Source organism: Modestobacter excelsi, assembly GCF_005930495.1.
Lineage (GTDB): Bacteria > Actinomycetota > Actinomycetes > Mycobacteriales > Geodermatophilaceae > Modestobacter > Modestobacter excelsi.
Genome location: NZ_SJEX01000068.1, coordinates 15,051 through 28,883 on the forward strand (window position 1 = coordinate 15,051; position 13,833 = coordinate 28,883).

Genomic DNA, 13,833 nt, shown 5'->3' on the forward strand with positions numbered 1-13,833 from the left:
TCGACGCACGGTCGCCATCCGAACGAGCTGCCCGTCACACGGTCGCAACCGACCGTGGAACGCACCATGAGTCGTCCGGCGCCGGCTCAGGACCCGGCAGGGCCCCCCGCCGGAGTGGCCTCGTCGGCCGTCTCGGTGGCCAGGATCGCCTGGGCCAGTGCCTTCATCGAGGTGCGCTCGTTCATCGCCGTCCGCTGGATCCAGCGGAACGCCTCGGCCTCGGTCATGCCGCGCTCGGCCATCAGCCGGCCCTTGGCCTGCTCGACCACCTTGCGGGCCTCGAGCCGCTCCTTGAGGTCGGTGACCTCGGCGTCCAGGGCGTGCATCTCCTGGAACCGGCCGACGGCGACCTCGATCGCCGGGACGAGGTCGTTCTTGGAGAACGGCTTGACCAGGTAGGCCATGGCGCCGGCGTCGCGGGCACGCTCGACCAGCTCCCGCTGGCTGAAGGCGGTCAGCACGATCACCGGGGCGATCCGGGCCGTCGCGATCTGCTCCGCCGCGGCGATCCCGTCGAGGACGGGCATCTGCACGTCCACGATCACGAGGTCGGGGCGGAGTTGCTGGGCCTGGTCGACGGCCGCCTGCCCGTCGCCGACCTCGGCGACGACGACGTACCCCTCCTCCTCCAGCATCTCCTTGAGGTCGAGGCGGATGAGTGCCTCGTCCTCGGCGATGAGGACACGGGTCGGCTCGCTGCTCACGGGGGTGAGCCTAGCGACCGCAGCCAGCCACCGGCCGCCGGATAGGCTGCTGGTCACCCGGTTGCGCTGGCCCCCGTACCCCAATCGGCAGAGGGAGCGGATTCAAAACCCGCGCAGTGTGCGTTCGAGTCGCACCGGGGGCACTGTGTTGTCGGCTTTGATCAGGTCACCTGATCACCGGCCGTCCCCCCGCACCAGCGTTGGTGCGGGGGGACGCCCATTGGTGCGGGAGGACCCCGCCCGCGGTGCCCCGGGTCTCCGCCGCAGGACGACCCACCGCCGCGAAGGACGCCGCCGGTCAATACGGTGGCTCCGTGACCGGCCACATGACCCCCGAGCAGTTCCGCCAGCACGGCCACGAGGTCGTGGACTGGATCGCCGACTACTGGACGCGCATCGGCTCCTTCCCGGTCCGCTCGCAGGTCTCCCCCGGTGACGTCCGTGCCTCGCTGCCGCCGACGGCTCCCGAGCAGGGCGAGCGGTTCTCCGCCGTCCTGGCCGACCTGGACCGGGTCGTGCTGCCCGGCGTCACCCACTGGCAGCACCCCGGCTTCTTCGGCTACTTCCCGGCCAACACCTCCGGGCCCTCCGTCCTCGGCGACCTGGTGTCCGCCGGCCTCGGCGTGCAGGGCATGTCCTGGGTGACCAGCCCGGCCGCCACCGAGCTCGAGCAGCACGTGATGGACTGGCTGGCCGACCTGATGGGCCTGCCGGAGTCCTTCCGCTCCACCGGCAGCGGCGGCGGGGTCGTCCAGGACTCCAGCTCCGGCGCCAACCTGGTCGCCCTGCTGGCGGCCCTGCACCGCGCCAGCAAGGGCGCGACCCTGCGGCACGGCGTCCGGCCCGAGGACCACACCGTCTACGTCTCCGCCGAGACGCACAGCTCGATGGAGAAGGCGGCCCGCATCGCCGGGCTGGGCACCGACGCCATCCGGATCGTCGAGGTCGACGGCGACCTCGCGATGCGCCCCGGCGCCCTGGCCGCGCGGCTGGAGCGCGACGTCGCACGCGGCTACACCCCGGTGCTGGTGTGCGCGACCGTGGGGACGACGTCCACCACGGCGATCGACCCGCTCGCCGAGCTCGGCCCGATCTGCCAGCGCTTCGGGGTGTGGCTGCACGTCGACGCGGCCTACGCCGGGGTCAGCGCCGTCGCCCCGGAGCTGCGTGCCCTGCAGGCCGGCGTCGAGTGGGCCGACAGCTACACCACCGACGCGCACAAGTGGCTGCTCACCGGGTTCGACGCGACGCTGTTCTGGGTCGCCGACCGGGCCGCCCTCACCGGGGCTCTCTCGATCCTGCCCGAGTACCTGCGCAACGCCGCCACCGACACCGGCGCGGTGGTCGACTACCGCGACTGGCAGATCGAGCTGGGCCGCCGCTTCCGCGCCCTGAAGTTGTGGTTCGTGGTCCGCTGGTACGGCGCCGAGGGACTCCGCGAGCACGTCCGCACCCACGTCGCACTGGCCCAGGAGCTGGCCGGCTGGGCGGAGGGCGACGAGCGGTTCGACGTCGCCAGCCCGCACCCGTTCTCGCTGGTCTGCCTGCGGCCGCGGTGGGCCGCCGGGATCGACGCCGACGTCGCCACGATGACCCTGCTCGACCGGCTCAACGACGGCGGCGAGGTCTTCCTGACCCACACCACCGTCGACGGCGCCGCGGTGCTGCGGGTGGCCATCGGCGCACCGGCGACCACCCGGGAGCACGTCGAGCGGGTCTGGGCGCTGCTGGGCGAGGCGCACGACTGGCTGGCCCGGGACTTCGAGGAACAGGCGGCCGAGCGTCGCGCGGCCGAGCTCCGCGAGCGGGAGGCCGCCGAGGAGCAGCTCCGGGCCCGCCGGGAGGCCGAGGCCCGGGCCGCGGCCGCCACCGAGGCGCCCCTGGAGGCACCGGCGGGAGAAGAGCCCGAGCAGCTCGTCGTCCCGCCGGCGGAGGTCCCTTCCGTCGAGACCCCGGCAGCCGGGGACGAGTCGACCACCCAGGCGACCGTCCAGGCCGACCTGGAACCGCAGCCGGCCGAAGCCCAGGACTGACGGTGGGCGCGGTCGGTCAGCCGAGCGAGCGCAGCAGGCCCTCCTGGACGACGGTGGCCACGTGCGTGCCGTCCGCCGCCCAGACCTGCCCGAAGCAGAGCGCGCGCCCGCTCGCGGCCGCCGGGCTGTCGGTCTCGTAGAGGAACCACTCGTCGGCGCGCACCGGCCGGTGGAACCACACGGCGTGGTCCAGGCTGGCGCCCACCGTGGAGCCGCCCCAGCCACCGCCGATGCGGGCCAGCCCGGCCGACAGCAGGGTGAGGTCGCTGACGAACGTCAAGGCCGCGGCGTGCACGGCCTCGTCGTCGGGGAGCCGCCCGGTGACGCGGAACCAGACCCGGAACGCGGTGTCCGGCGGCAGCCGCGGCTCCGGGTCGTAGGGGTCGGACAGGTAGCGCTGCTCGACCGCACGGGAGATCGCGTTGGACGCGTCGGCCCGGCCCGGGTGGGCCGCCGCGACCTCGGCCAGCCCGGGGAGCCCCTCGGGACCGGGGACGTCGGGCATCGGCAGCGAGTGCTCGACCAGCGCCCGTTCCCCCGCCGTGAAGTCCGCCGTCAGCGCGAAGATCGCGACGTCCTCACCGTTGCGGGTCTGCCGGCCGACCACCCGCCGGGTGCTGAACGTCCGGCCCTCGCGGATGCGGTCGACGTCGTAGCGGATCTCCTCGTGCGGGTCACCCGGCCGCAGGAAGTACGAGTGCAGCGAGTGCACCGGACGCCCGGGAGCCACGGTCGCCTGCGCGGCGGTGAGCGCCTGGGCGGCGACCTGCCCGCCGAAGATGCGCTGCAGCGTCGAGGACGGCGTGGTGCCGACGTAGAGGTCGGGCCCGCGCTCCTCGAGGTCGAGCACCTGCAGCAGCTCCGCGGCCGGCGACGCTGCCGGCACCGGGGACGAGCTCACGCCTCCGTACCCACCTCGTGCACCCGGACGAGGTTGGTCGACCCGGCGGTGTTGGGCGGGCTGCCCGCGACGATCACCACGTTGTCACCCTCGTGCAGCCGGCCGATCGACAGCAACGAGAAGTCGACCTGCCCCACCATGTCGTCGGTGTGGGTGACCTCGGGGACCAGGAAGGTCTCCACGCCCCAGGACAGCGCCAGCCGGCTGCGGACCCGCGGGTCGGTGGTGAACGCCAGGATCGGCAACCGGGTGTGCAGCGCCGCCAGCCGCTGCGGCGTGCGCCCGGTGGAGGTGAATGCGGCCAGCGCGGAGACGTCGAGTGTCTCGCCGATCTCCTTGGCCGCCCGGACGATGGCCACGGACCGGTGCTTCACCTGCTTCACCAGGTCGGGGACCATGACCTGCTCGGTCTCGACCGCGGCGATGATCTTCTCCATGGTGCGCACCGCGATGATCGGGAACTTCCCCACCGAGGTCTCCCCCGACAGCATGACCGCGTCGGCGCCGTCCAGCACGGCGTTGGCGACGTCGGAGGCCTCGGCGCGGGTGGGCCGGGAGTTCTCGATCATCGACTCCAGCATCTGGGTCGCCACGATGACCGGCTTGTTGCGCTCGCGCGCGGCCTGCACGGCGCGCTTCTGCACCAGCGGCACCTGCTCCAGCGGCAGCTCCACGCCCAGGTCGCCGCGGGCCACCATGATGCCGTCGAAGGCGTTGACGATCGCCTCGAGGTTCTCCACCGCCTCCGGCTTCTCCAGCTTGGCGATGACCGGCACCTCGACGTCCTCCTGGCGCATGACCTCGCGCACCAGCTCGACGTCCTTGGCCGAGCGGACGAAGGAGAGCGCGACGAAGTCGACACCCAGGGAGAGGGCGAAGCGCAGGTCCTCCGTGTCCTTGTCCGACATGGCCGGGACGCTGACTGCGACACCCGGCAGGGACAAGCCCTTGTTGTTGGAGACCTGGCCACCCTCGAGCACCAGGCAGAAGACGTCCGGGCCGGAGACCTCCACGACGGTGAGCGCCAGCTTGCCGTCGTCGACGAGCAGCCGGTCGCCGACGCGCGCGTCATGGGCGAGGTCCTTGTAGGTGGTGGAGACCCGCTCGGCGGTGCCCTCGACGTCCTCGACGGTGATGCAGACCCGGCTGCCCGACTCCCAGAGCACCGAGCCGTCGGCGAACGTGCCCAGCCGGATCTTCGGGCCCTGCAGGTCGGCGAGGACGGCGACCGCCCGGCCGACCTTGTCGGTGGCCTCCCGGACCAGCCGGTAGGCCCGCGCGTGGTCCTCGTGCTTGCCGTGGCTGAAGTTGAGGCGGGCGACGTCCATGCCGGCCTCGACGAGGGCGGTGATCTGCTCCAGGGACCCCGTGGCCGGACCCAGTGTGCAGACGATCTTCGCGCGACGAGACATGGGGCAAAAGTAGCCGCCCCTCGGGGAGCCACAGCGGACCGGGTCCGCGGTGGCTCCCCGAGGGGCGGCAGTCGTTCCAGACGTCCTGACGTGCTGGAACGGCCCCCGGCCCCGTCCGAGGCTCGCCCCGAGCTTGCGAGGGGTGAGGAGGACGGGGTCCTTGTTCAGCGCAGCGGGACGGCGTCCGGGGTGACCGGACGGGGCAGCATCGAGTTGCCGGTGAGCCAGTTGTCGACCGCCCCGGCCGCGGCGCGCCCCTCGGCGATCGCCCAGACGATCAGCGACTGCCCGCGGCCCATGTCCCCGGCGACGAACACCCCGGGGACGGTGGACATGTACTCGGCGTCCCGGGCCACCCGGCCGCGCTCGTCGACGTCCACGCCCAGCTCCTCGACCAGGCCGGTGGTCTGCGGGCCGGTGTAGCCCAGGGCCAGCAGCACCAGGTCGGCGGGGAGCTCGCGGGTGCTGCCCGGCTTGGGCCGGCGGGTGCCGTCGACGACCTCGATCTCGACGACCTCGATGGCCCGGACCCGGCCGAAGGAGTCGCCGAGGAACGCCTCGGTGTTGACGGCGAACAGCCGCTCGCCACCCTCCTCGTGCGCCGGCGAGACCCGCAGGATCATCTCGTAGGTCGGCCACGGGTTGTCCTGCGGGCGGCTGCCGGTGGGCGCCGGCTTGTAGTCCAGCTGCGCCACCGACGCCGCGCCCTGGCGGTGGGCGGTGCCCAGGCAGTCCGCACCGGTGTCACCACCGCCGATGATCACGACGTGCTTGCCCTCGGCCGACAGCGGCGGGTCGTCCAGCTCGCCGAGCGCCTCGCGGTTGCCGAACGGCAGGTACTCCATCGCGAAGTGGACGCCGTCCAGGTCCCGACCCGGCAGCGGCAGGTCACGGGCCACCGGCGTCCCGATCGCCAGCACCACGGCGTCGTACCCGGCGCGCAGCGCCTCGGTCGTCACCGCACCCTCGCCGGTCCCGCCGACGTCGGCGTCGGTGACGAAGCGGGTGCCCTCGGCGCGCATCTGGTCCAACCGCCGGTCCAGGTGGCGCTTCTCCATCTTGAACTCGGGGATGCCGTAGCGGAGCAGGCCGCCGACCCGGTCGTCCCGCTCGTAGACGGTCACCTCGTGCCCGGCGCGGGTGAGCTGCTGGGCGGCGGCCAGCCCGGCCGGCCCGGAGCCGATCACGGCGACCTTCCGCCCGGTGAGCTCCGCCGGCGGCTGCGGGGTCACCCAGCCGTTGACGAAGGCCTGGTCGACGATCTCCCACTCGATCTGCTTGATGGTGACCGGCGCGTTCTCCAGGTTGAGCACGCAGGCGGACTCGCACGGCGCCGGGCACAGCTTCCCGGTGAACTCCGGGAAGTTGTTGGTCGCGTGCAGCCGCTCGATCGCCTCCTGCCAGTCGTCCCGGCGGGCGAGGTCGTTCCACTCCGGGATGAGGTTGCCCAGCGGGCAGCCGTGGTGGCAGAACGGGATGCCGCAGTCCATGCAGCGTGCCGCCTGCTCGCGGACGGCCTGCACCGGGAAGACGGCGTCCTCACCCGTCTCGCGGGTCAGGTACACCTCCTTCCAGTCCAGCAGGCGCAGCTCGACCGGCCGCCTCGGCGGCATCTGCCGGTCGAACTTCAGGAACCCGGTGCTGTCAACCACGTGCCGCCTCCATGACAGCTCGGTCCACGTCGTACCCGGCGGCCTCGGCGGCCCGCCGGGCCTCCGTCGCCCGCCGGTAGTCGCGCGGCATGATCACGCTGAACCGCCCCGACCAGCGGCCCCAGTCGGCCAGCAGGCTGGTCGCCACGGCCGAGTCGGTGGCCTCCCGGTAGCGCTCCAGGACGTCCCGGAGCCACTGGGCGGCCTCGCCGTCCAGCTCCTCGATGTCCACCATCTCGCCGTTGACCCGGTGCCGGGCCAGGTCGAGGACGTAGCCGACGCCCCCGGACATGCCGGCGGCGATGTTCCGGCCGGTGCTGCCCAGGATGACCGCCGTCCCGCCGGTCATGTACTCCAGCGCGTGGTCGCCCACCCCCTCGACGACGGCCAGCGCACCGGAGTTGCGCACGCAGAAGCGCTCGCCCACCCGGCCGCGCAGGAACAGCTCCCCGCTGGTCGCGCCGTAGCCGATGACGTTGCCGGCGATGACGTTGTCCTCGGCCGCGAAGCCGGCCTCGGCCGCCGGCCGGACGACGACGCGCCCGCCGGACAGGCCCTTGCCCACGTAGTCGTTGGCGTCCCCGACCAGGGTCATGGTGATCCCGCGGGGCAGGAACGCACCGAAGGACTGCCCGGCCGACCCGGTGAAGGTCAGCTCGATCGTCCCGTCCGGCAGTCCCTCCCCGCCGAACCGGCGGGTCACCATCGAGCCCAGCATCGTGCCGACGGTGCGGTTCACGTTGCGCACCGGCAGCTCCAGGCGCACCGGCCGCGCGTCCAGCAGCGCGCCCTCGCAGAGCTGGATGAGCGTCTGGTCCAGGGCCACGTCCAGGCCGTGGTCCTGGTCCCGGACCCGGCGCCGCGGGGTGCCCTCGGGCAGCTCCGGCACGGCGAGCACCGGGGACAGGTCCAGCCCGGCGGCCTTCCAGTGGTCGACCGCGGGCTGCACGTCGAGGACCTCGGCGCGGCCGACGGCCTCGTCGATCGAGCGGAAGCCCAGCTGGGCCAGGATCTCGCGCACCTGCTGGGCGATGAACTCGAAGAAGGTGACGACGAACTCCGGCTGGCCGGTGAACCGCTTCCGCAGCTCCGGGTTCTGCGTGGCGACGCCGACCGGGCAGGTGTCCAGGTGGCAGACGCGCATCATCACGCAGCCCTCGACGACCAGCGGTGCGGTGGCGAAGCCGAACTCCTCCGCGCCCAGCAGAGCGGCCACGACCACGTCCCGACCGGTCTTCATCTGCCCGTCGACCTGCACCACGATGCGGTCGCGCAGCCCGTTGGCCAGCAGCGTCTGCTGGGTCTCGGCCAGGCCGATCTCCCACGGCGTGCCGGCGTGCTTGAGCGAGGTGAGCGGCGCCGCGCCGGTGCCGCCGTCGAAGCCGGACACCAGGACGACGTCGGCCTTGGCCTTGCTGACCCCGGCCGCGACCGTGCCGATGCCGGACTCGGACACCAGCTTGACGTGCACCCGCGCCTCGTCGTTCGCGTTCTTGAGGTCGTGGATGAGCTGCTTGAGGTCCTCGATCGAGTAGATGTCGTGGTGCGGCGGCGGGCTGATCAGTCCGACCCCGGGCGTGGAGTGCCGGGTGCGGGCCACCCACGGGTAGACCTTGCTGCCCGGCAGCTGGCCGCCCTCGCCGGGCTTGGCGCCCTGGGCCATCTTGATCTGGATGTCGTCGGCGTTGACCAGGTACTCGCTGGTCACGCCGAACCGGCCGCTGGCCACCTGCTTGATCGACGAGCGGCGCAGGTCGCCGTTGGGGTCGGGGCTGAACCGGTCGGGGTCCTCGCCGCCCTCCCCGGTGTTGGACCGCCCACCCAGCCGGTTCATCGCGATCGCCAGCGTCTCGTGCGCCTCCGCGGAGATCGAGCCGTAGCTCATCGCACCGGTCTGGAAGCGCTTCACGATCTCGCTGACCGGCTCCACCTCGTCGATCGGCACCGCCGGCCGGTCGGGCGTGAGCCCGAACAGCCCGCGCAGCGTCGCCGCCTCGGCGGACAGCCCGTCGACGGTGTCGGTGTAGCGCTGGAAGACGTCGTACTGCCGGGACCGGGTGGCGTGCTGGAGCAGGAACACCGTCTCGGGGTTGAACAGGTGCACCTCGCCCTCGCGGCGCCACTGGTACTCCCCGCCGGTCTCCAGCCGGCGGTGGGCGGTCTCGGTGGCGTTGCTCGGGTAGGCCCGGCGGTGGCGCATGGCCACCTCCTCGGCGAGCACGTCCAGGCCGACGCCGTCGAGGGTGGCCGACGTCCCGGTGAAGTACTCGTCGACGACGGCCTTGCTCAGCCCGACGGTCTCGAAGATCTGCGCCATCGTGTACGAGCCGACGGTGCTGATGCCCATCTTGCTCATCACCTTCAGCACGCCCTTGCCCATGGCCTTGACCACGTTGCGGACGGCCTGGGCCGGCTGGACGCCGGTGAGGGTGCCGGTGCGGATCAGGTCCTCGACGCTCTCGAAGGCCAGGTAGGGGTTGACCGCGGCCGCCCCGTAGCCGAGCAGCAGCGCGACGTGGTGCACCTCCCGGCAGTCGCCGGACTCCACGACCAGGCCCACCTGCATCCGGGTGCGCTCGCGCACCAGGTGGTGGTGGACGGCGGCGGTCATCAGCAGCGCCGGGATCGGCGCGCGCTTCTCGTCGCAGTCCCGGTCGGACAGCACGATGATCCGGGCACCGGCCGCGATCGCCTTGCTCACCTTGGTGCGCAGGTCGGTGATCGCCTGGGCGAGCGCCGGCCCCCCGCCGGTGACGTCGAAGTGGCCGGTGATCCGGACGGCGGCGAACCCGGGCAGGTCGCCGTCGTCGTCGATGTGCAGGATCTTGGCCAGCTCGTCGTTGTCGATGACCGGGTAGGGCAGGAACAGCTGCCGGCAGGACGCCGGGGTGGCCTGGAGCAGGTTCTGCTCGGGCCCGAAGGTGCGGCCCAGGCTGGTCACCAGCTCCTCGCGGATGGCGTCCAGCGGCGGGTTGGTCACCTGCGCGAAGAGCTGGGTGAAGTAGTCGTACAGCTGCCGGGAGCGGTCCGACAGCGAGGCGATCGGGGTGTCGGTGCCCATCGACCCGATCGGCTCGGCACCGCTGGCCGCCATCGGCTGGACCAGGACCCGCAGCTCCTCCTCGGTGTACCCGAACAGCTGCTGCCGGCGGACGACGGACTCGTGGCTGGGCCGCGAGCGCCGGCGCTCGGGCAGCTGCGGCAGGTGCACCAGCCCGGCGTGCAGCCAGTCGTCGTAGGGCTCGGCCTGCGCCAGCGCCCCCTTCACCTCCTCGTCGGAGACGATCCGCCCCGCGGTGGTGTCGACCAGGAACATCCGGCCCGGCTGCAGCCGGCCCTTGGCCACGACGTCGCCGGCCGGGATGTCCAGGACGCCGGCCTCGCTGGCCAGCACCACCAGGTCGTCCTTGGTGCGCCACCAGCGGCCCGGGCGCAGGCCGTTGCGGTCCAGCACGGCGCCGATCAGGCTGCCGTCGGTGAACGCCACGCAGGCCGGCCCGTCCCAGGCCTCGATGATCGAGGAGTGGAACCGGTAGAAGGCCCGGCGGGCCGGGTCCATCTCGTCGTGGTTCTCCCACGCCTCCGGGATCATCATCAGCACCGCGTGCGGCAGCGAGCGGCCGGACAGGTGCAGCAGCTCGAGCACCTCGTCGAAGGTCGCGGAGTCGCTGAAGTCGCTGGCGGTGACCGGGAAGATCCGCTCCAGCCCGAGCTCGCTGGCCGGGCCGGCCGGGCCGTCGAACAGCCCGGTCTCCAGCTTGGCCTCGCGGGCCCGCATCCGGTTCCGGTTGCCCTTGATGGTGTTGATCTCGCCGTTGTGCGCGATGAAGCGGAACGGGTGCGCCAGCGGCCAGCTCGGGAAGGTGTTCGTGGAGAACCGGCTGTGGACGAGGGCGATCGCCGACTCGTAGCGCTCGTCGCGCAGGTCGGGGAAGAACGCGGGCAGCTGGTCGGTGGTCAGCATGCCCTTGTAGGTGATCGTGCGGGAGGACAGCGAGGCGATGTAGCAGCTGGTGCCGGCGTCCCGGGCCGCGCGCTCCACCCGCTTGCGCAGCACGAAGGCCCGCCGCTCCAGCCGGGTGACCCCGTGCGGGGCGACGGTGCCGCCGAACGCGGTGTCGGCGCGGGCGCCGGTCGTCTCGGCGACGAACAGCTGGGCGAAGTGCGGCATGACCCGGCGGGCGGTCGGGCCGAGGTCCGCGCCGTCGGGGTCGACGGGCAGCTCGCGCCAGCCCAGGACGGCCAGCCCCTCCTCGGCGGCCAGACCGGCGACGGCGTCGACCACCTGGGCTCGCTCGGCCCCGTCGGCGGGCAGGAACGCGATGCCGACGGCGTACTCCCCCAGCGGCGGCAGGTCGAAGTCGACGCAGTCGCGCAGCAGCGCGTCGGGGACCTGGGTCAGGATCCCCGCGCCGTCACCGGAGTTCGGCTCGGAGCCGGCGGCGCCGCGGTGGTCGAGGTTGTGCAGGGCGGTGAGCCCGGCGGTGACGATCGACCGCGAGCGGCGACCGCGGGCGTCGGCGACGAAGGCGACACCGCAGGCGTCGTGCTCCCGGGCCGGGTCGTAGAGACCGGCGGCGGCCGGGAGGGCGGAGAACGGCACAACGGTGCCCGGGGCCGTGGAGAACGGCTGGAGCCGGGTGGGGGCGGCGAGGTCGGTCATGTCACTCCCGTCGTCGGCTGGCCGCGGCGGTCCTCCACCGGGACCCCGCGAACGGAACCGGGAGGGGAGGCGCTGATGCGGGGGGTCACGCGACCCCGCCGGGTGGTCAGTGCGGTTGGGCGGTGCTCCGGTGAGCGGGGCGGGCTGTCTCGGGACCGGGACGGTCCGACGGGTAGGACATCGGCCGGCGGGACTCGGGTGGTCCGAGCCGGCCCAGGGACCGCGCACCCGCGGGGGCGGGTGGCCGCGGGGTGGTCGTGCGCGGGGCAGCACTGGCCCGGTCCGACGTCGCCGGCCGGCCCAGGATCGCTGGGCGGCCGCTGCGAGCGTACACAGACCCCGCACCTGCGCGACATCTCGACCAGGTGTCGCACATGTCTCCTCCCGGCACGCCGTCGCGGGCTCGCCGGCGGTCAGCCCGAGGTCGGGTGCTCCCCCTCGTCGGGCGGCGTCCGCCGGCCCGCGGCGCCGTCGGCCGGCGTCTCCACCGGGTGCCCGGTGGGCGGCTCGGCGGGCGGGTCGGTCGCCGGGTCGGCGCCGGGGACCGCGCCGTCCTCGCGGGCACCGGCGGCCTCTGCACCGCGGGTGACCACCTCCCGGGGACGCCCGCGCTGGGCGACCAGGTAGGCGACCGCCAGCAGGCCCACGACGATGGAGGTGAAGACGTTGAGCCGGACGCCGAAGAAGTGCTCGGCGGTGTCGATCCGCAGCGTCTCGATCCACAGCCGGCCCACGCAGTAGGCGGCCACGTAGAGCGCGAACGCCCGGCCGTGCGAGAGCCGGAAGCGGCGGTCGGCCCAGATGACCAGCAGCGCGACCCCGACGTCCCACAGCAGCTCGTACAGGAAGGTGGGGTGGAAGGTGCCCAGCACCTCGGCCTTGCCGTCGGCACCGATGAGGGCGCGGCCGGCCGAGGAGTCCCAGCGGTGGATGGTCAGCCCCCACGGCAGGTCCGTGGCCCGGCCGTAGAGCTCGTTGTTGAACCAGTTGCCCAGCCGGCCGATGGCCTGGGCGAGCACGATGCCCGGGGCCAGCGCGTCGGCGAAGGCCGGCAGCGGGATCCGCCGACGGCGGCAACCGATCCAGGCGCCCACCGCGCCCAACGCGATCGCGCCCCAGATGCCCAGGCCGCCCTCCCAGATGGCGAGGGCCCGGATCGGGTCCCCGCCCTCACCGAAGTAGGGCTCCGGGGTGGTGACCACGTGGTAGAGCCGGCCGCCGACGATGCCGAAGGGGACCATCCAGACGGCGATGTCCAGCACGTCGCCGGGGGCACCGCCGCGGGCGACCCAGCGGCGGTCGCCCAGCCAGCAGGCCGCCACGATGCCGGCGATGATGCACAGCGCGTAGCCGCGCAGCGGGAAGGGCCCGAGGTCCCAGACCCCCTGGGTCGGGCTCGGGATCGCGGCGAGCACGGTCATGTCCGCACCGTCGCACGCCGGACGCCGGCCGCGAGCTCCTCGGACAGGACACGCACGCCGTCCGCGCCCTCGCCGGCGAGCAGGGTGCGGACGTACGCCGAGCCGACGATGACCCCGTCGGCGAAGGCCGCGACCTCCGCGGCCTGGTCCCCGCTGGAGACGCCGAGGCCCACGCAGACCGCCGTGTCGCTGACCGAGCGGGTCCGCGCGACCAGCCGCTCGGCGGCGTCCCCGACGGTGGCCCGGGTGCCGGTGACCCCCATCGTGGAGGCTGCGTAGACGAAGCCGCGCGAGGCCGCGGCGGTGGCGGCCAGCCGGGCGTCGGTCGAGCTCGGGGCGACCAGGAACACCCGGTCCAGGCCGGTGCGCTCGGTCGCGGCCAGCCAGGCGGCGGCCTCGTCGGGGATCAGGTCGGGGGTGATCGCGCCCGCTCCCCCGGCGGTGACCAGGTCGTCGGCGAACCGGTCGACGCCGTAGCGCTCGATCGGGTTCCAGTAGCTCATGACCACCGGGACGGCGCCGGCGGCGGCGACCGCCTCGACGGCCCGCAGCACGTCCCGCATGCCCACACCGGCCCGGACGGCGACGTCCACCGCCTCCTGGATCACCGGCCCGTCCATGCCCGGGTCGGAGTACGGGACGCCGACCTCGACGACGTCCGCCCCGCCCTCGACGGCGGCGACCATGGCGGCGATCGAGGTGTCGACGTCGGGGTAGCCGACCGGGAGGTAGGCGATCAGCGCCGCCCGCCCCTCGGCCCTCGCCGCGGTGATGACCGTCTGCAGGGCGCTCATGCCTGCTCCCCCGCGTCCTGACCGGCGACGGCCTCGTCGTTGGTGACCGCGCCCTCGGTGGGCTGCTGGTCCTCGTCCAGCCCCGGGCCGGGCTCGGCACCGCGGCCGGCCTCGACGGCCCGCTCGTCCTCGTCGGTCGGGGCGGTGTGCTCCCCCAGGCCGAACCAGGCGCTCGCCGTCTCGACGTCCTTGTCCCCGCGGCCGGAGAGGTTGACCAGCAGCAACGCCGGCTCCTCCCCCCGCCCGCCAGCCC

Annotated in this window: 8 protein-coding genes, 1 tRNA gene and 1 pseudogene; 2 read left to right on the plus strand and 8 right to left on the minus strand. The window is 73.5% G+C overall.

Annotated elements, in window-relative coordinates; translation table 11 throughout:
- Positions 1-86: 86 nt before the first annotated feature.
- Positions 87-704 carry an ANTAR domain-containing response regulator gene (locus tag FHL80_RS19005; RefSeq protein ID WP_138734931.1) on the minus strand — a complete coding sequence of 206 codons (618 nt, stop codon included), beginning with the start codon at positions 702-704 and terminating at the stop codon, positions 87-89.
- A 69-nt stretch (positions 705-773) separates the two neighbouring features.
- Between FHL80_RS19005 and FHL80_RS19010 the strand changes: the two genes are divergently transcribed.
- A tRNA-Leu gene (locus tag FHL80_RS19010) sits at positions 774-847 on the plus strand.
- A gap of 171 nt (positions 848-1,018) precedes the next feature.
- Positions 1,019-2,737 (plus strand): aminotransferase class V-fold PLP-dependent enzyme, encoded by a 1,719-nt coding sequence (locus tag FHL80_RS19015; protein WP_246078799.1) that lies wholly within the window; start codon positions 1,019-1,021, stop codon positions 2,735-2,737.
- 16 nt (positions 2,738-2,753) lie between these two features.
- On the opposite strand, the gene FHL80_RS19020 is transcribed toward FHL80_RS19015, so the two are convergent.
- The 7 genes and pseudogenes from FHL80_RS19020 to FHL80_RS19050 all read right to left on the minus strand — a co-directional run.
- On the minus strand, positions 2,754-3,638 hold the full coding sequence (locus FHL80_RS19020; RefSeq protein ID WP_138734932.1) for an acyl-CoA thioesterase: 885 nt from the start codon (positions 3,636-3,638) through the stop codon (positions 2,754-2,756).
- Complete coding sequence (gene pyk / locus FHL80_RS19025; protein ID WP_138734933.1) at positions 3,635-5,050, minus strand: pyruvate kinase; 1,416 nt, start codon at positions 5,048-5,050, stop codon at positions 3,635-3,637. The genes FHL80_RS19020 and pyk overlap by 4 nt, the downstream gene beginning before the upstream one ends.
- Positions 5,051-5,214: 164 nt before the next feature.
- Positions 5,215-6,702 (minus strand): glutamate synthase subunit beta, encoded by a 1,488-nt coding sequence (locus FHL80_RS19030; RefSeq protein ID WP_138734934.1) that lies wholly within the window; start codon positions 6,700-6,702, stop codon positions 5,215-5,217.
- Positions 6,695-11,365, minus strand: coding sequence for a glutamate synthase large subunit (gene gltB / locus FHL80_RS19035; protein ID WP_138734935.1), 4,671 nt, complete (start codon positions 11,363-11,365; stop codon positions 6,695-6,697). The genes FHL80_RS19030 and gltB overlap by 8 nt, the downstream gene beginning before the upstream one ends.
- A 413-nt stretch (positions 11,366-11,778) precedes the next feature.
- Positions 11,779-12,786, minus strand: a complete 1,008-nt coding sequence (lgt, locus tag FHL80_RS19040) for a prolipoprotein diacylglyceryl transferase (protein WP_138734936.1) — start codon at positions 12,784-12,786, stop codon at positions 11,779-11,781.
- Complete coding sequence (gene trpA / locus FHL80_RS19045) at positions 12,783-13,580, minus strand: tryptophan synthase subunit alpha (RefSeq protein ID WP_138734937.1); 798 nt, start codon at positions 13,578-13,580, stop codon at positions 12,783-12,785. The genes lgt and trpA overlap by 4 nt, the downstream gene beginning before the upstream one ends.
- A pseudogene (locus FHL80_RS19050) lies at positions 13,577-13,833 on the minus strand (tryptophan synthase subunit beta); the annotation flags it as partial. The gene trpA and the pseudogene FHL80_RS19050, both read right to left, overlap by 4 nt.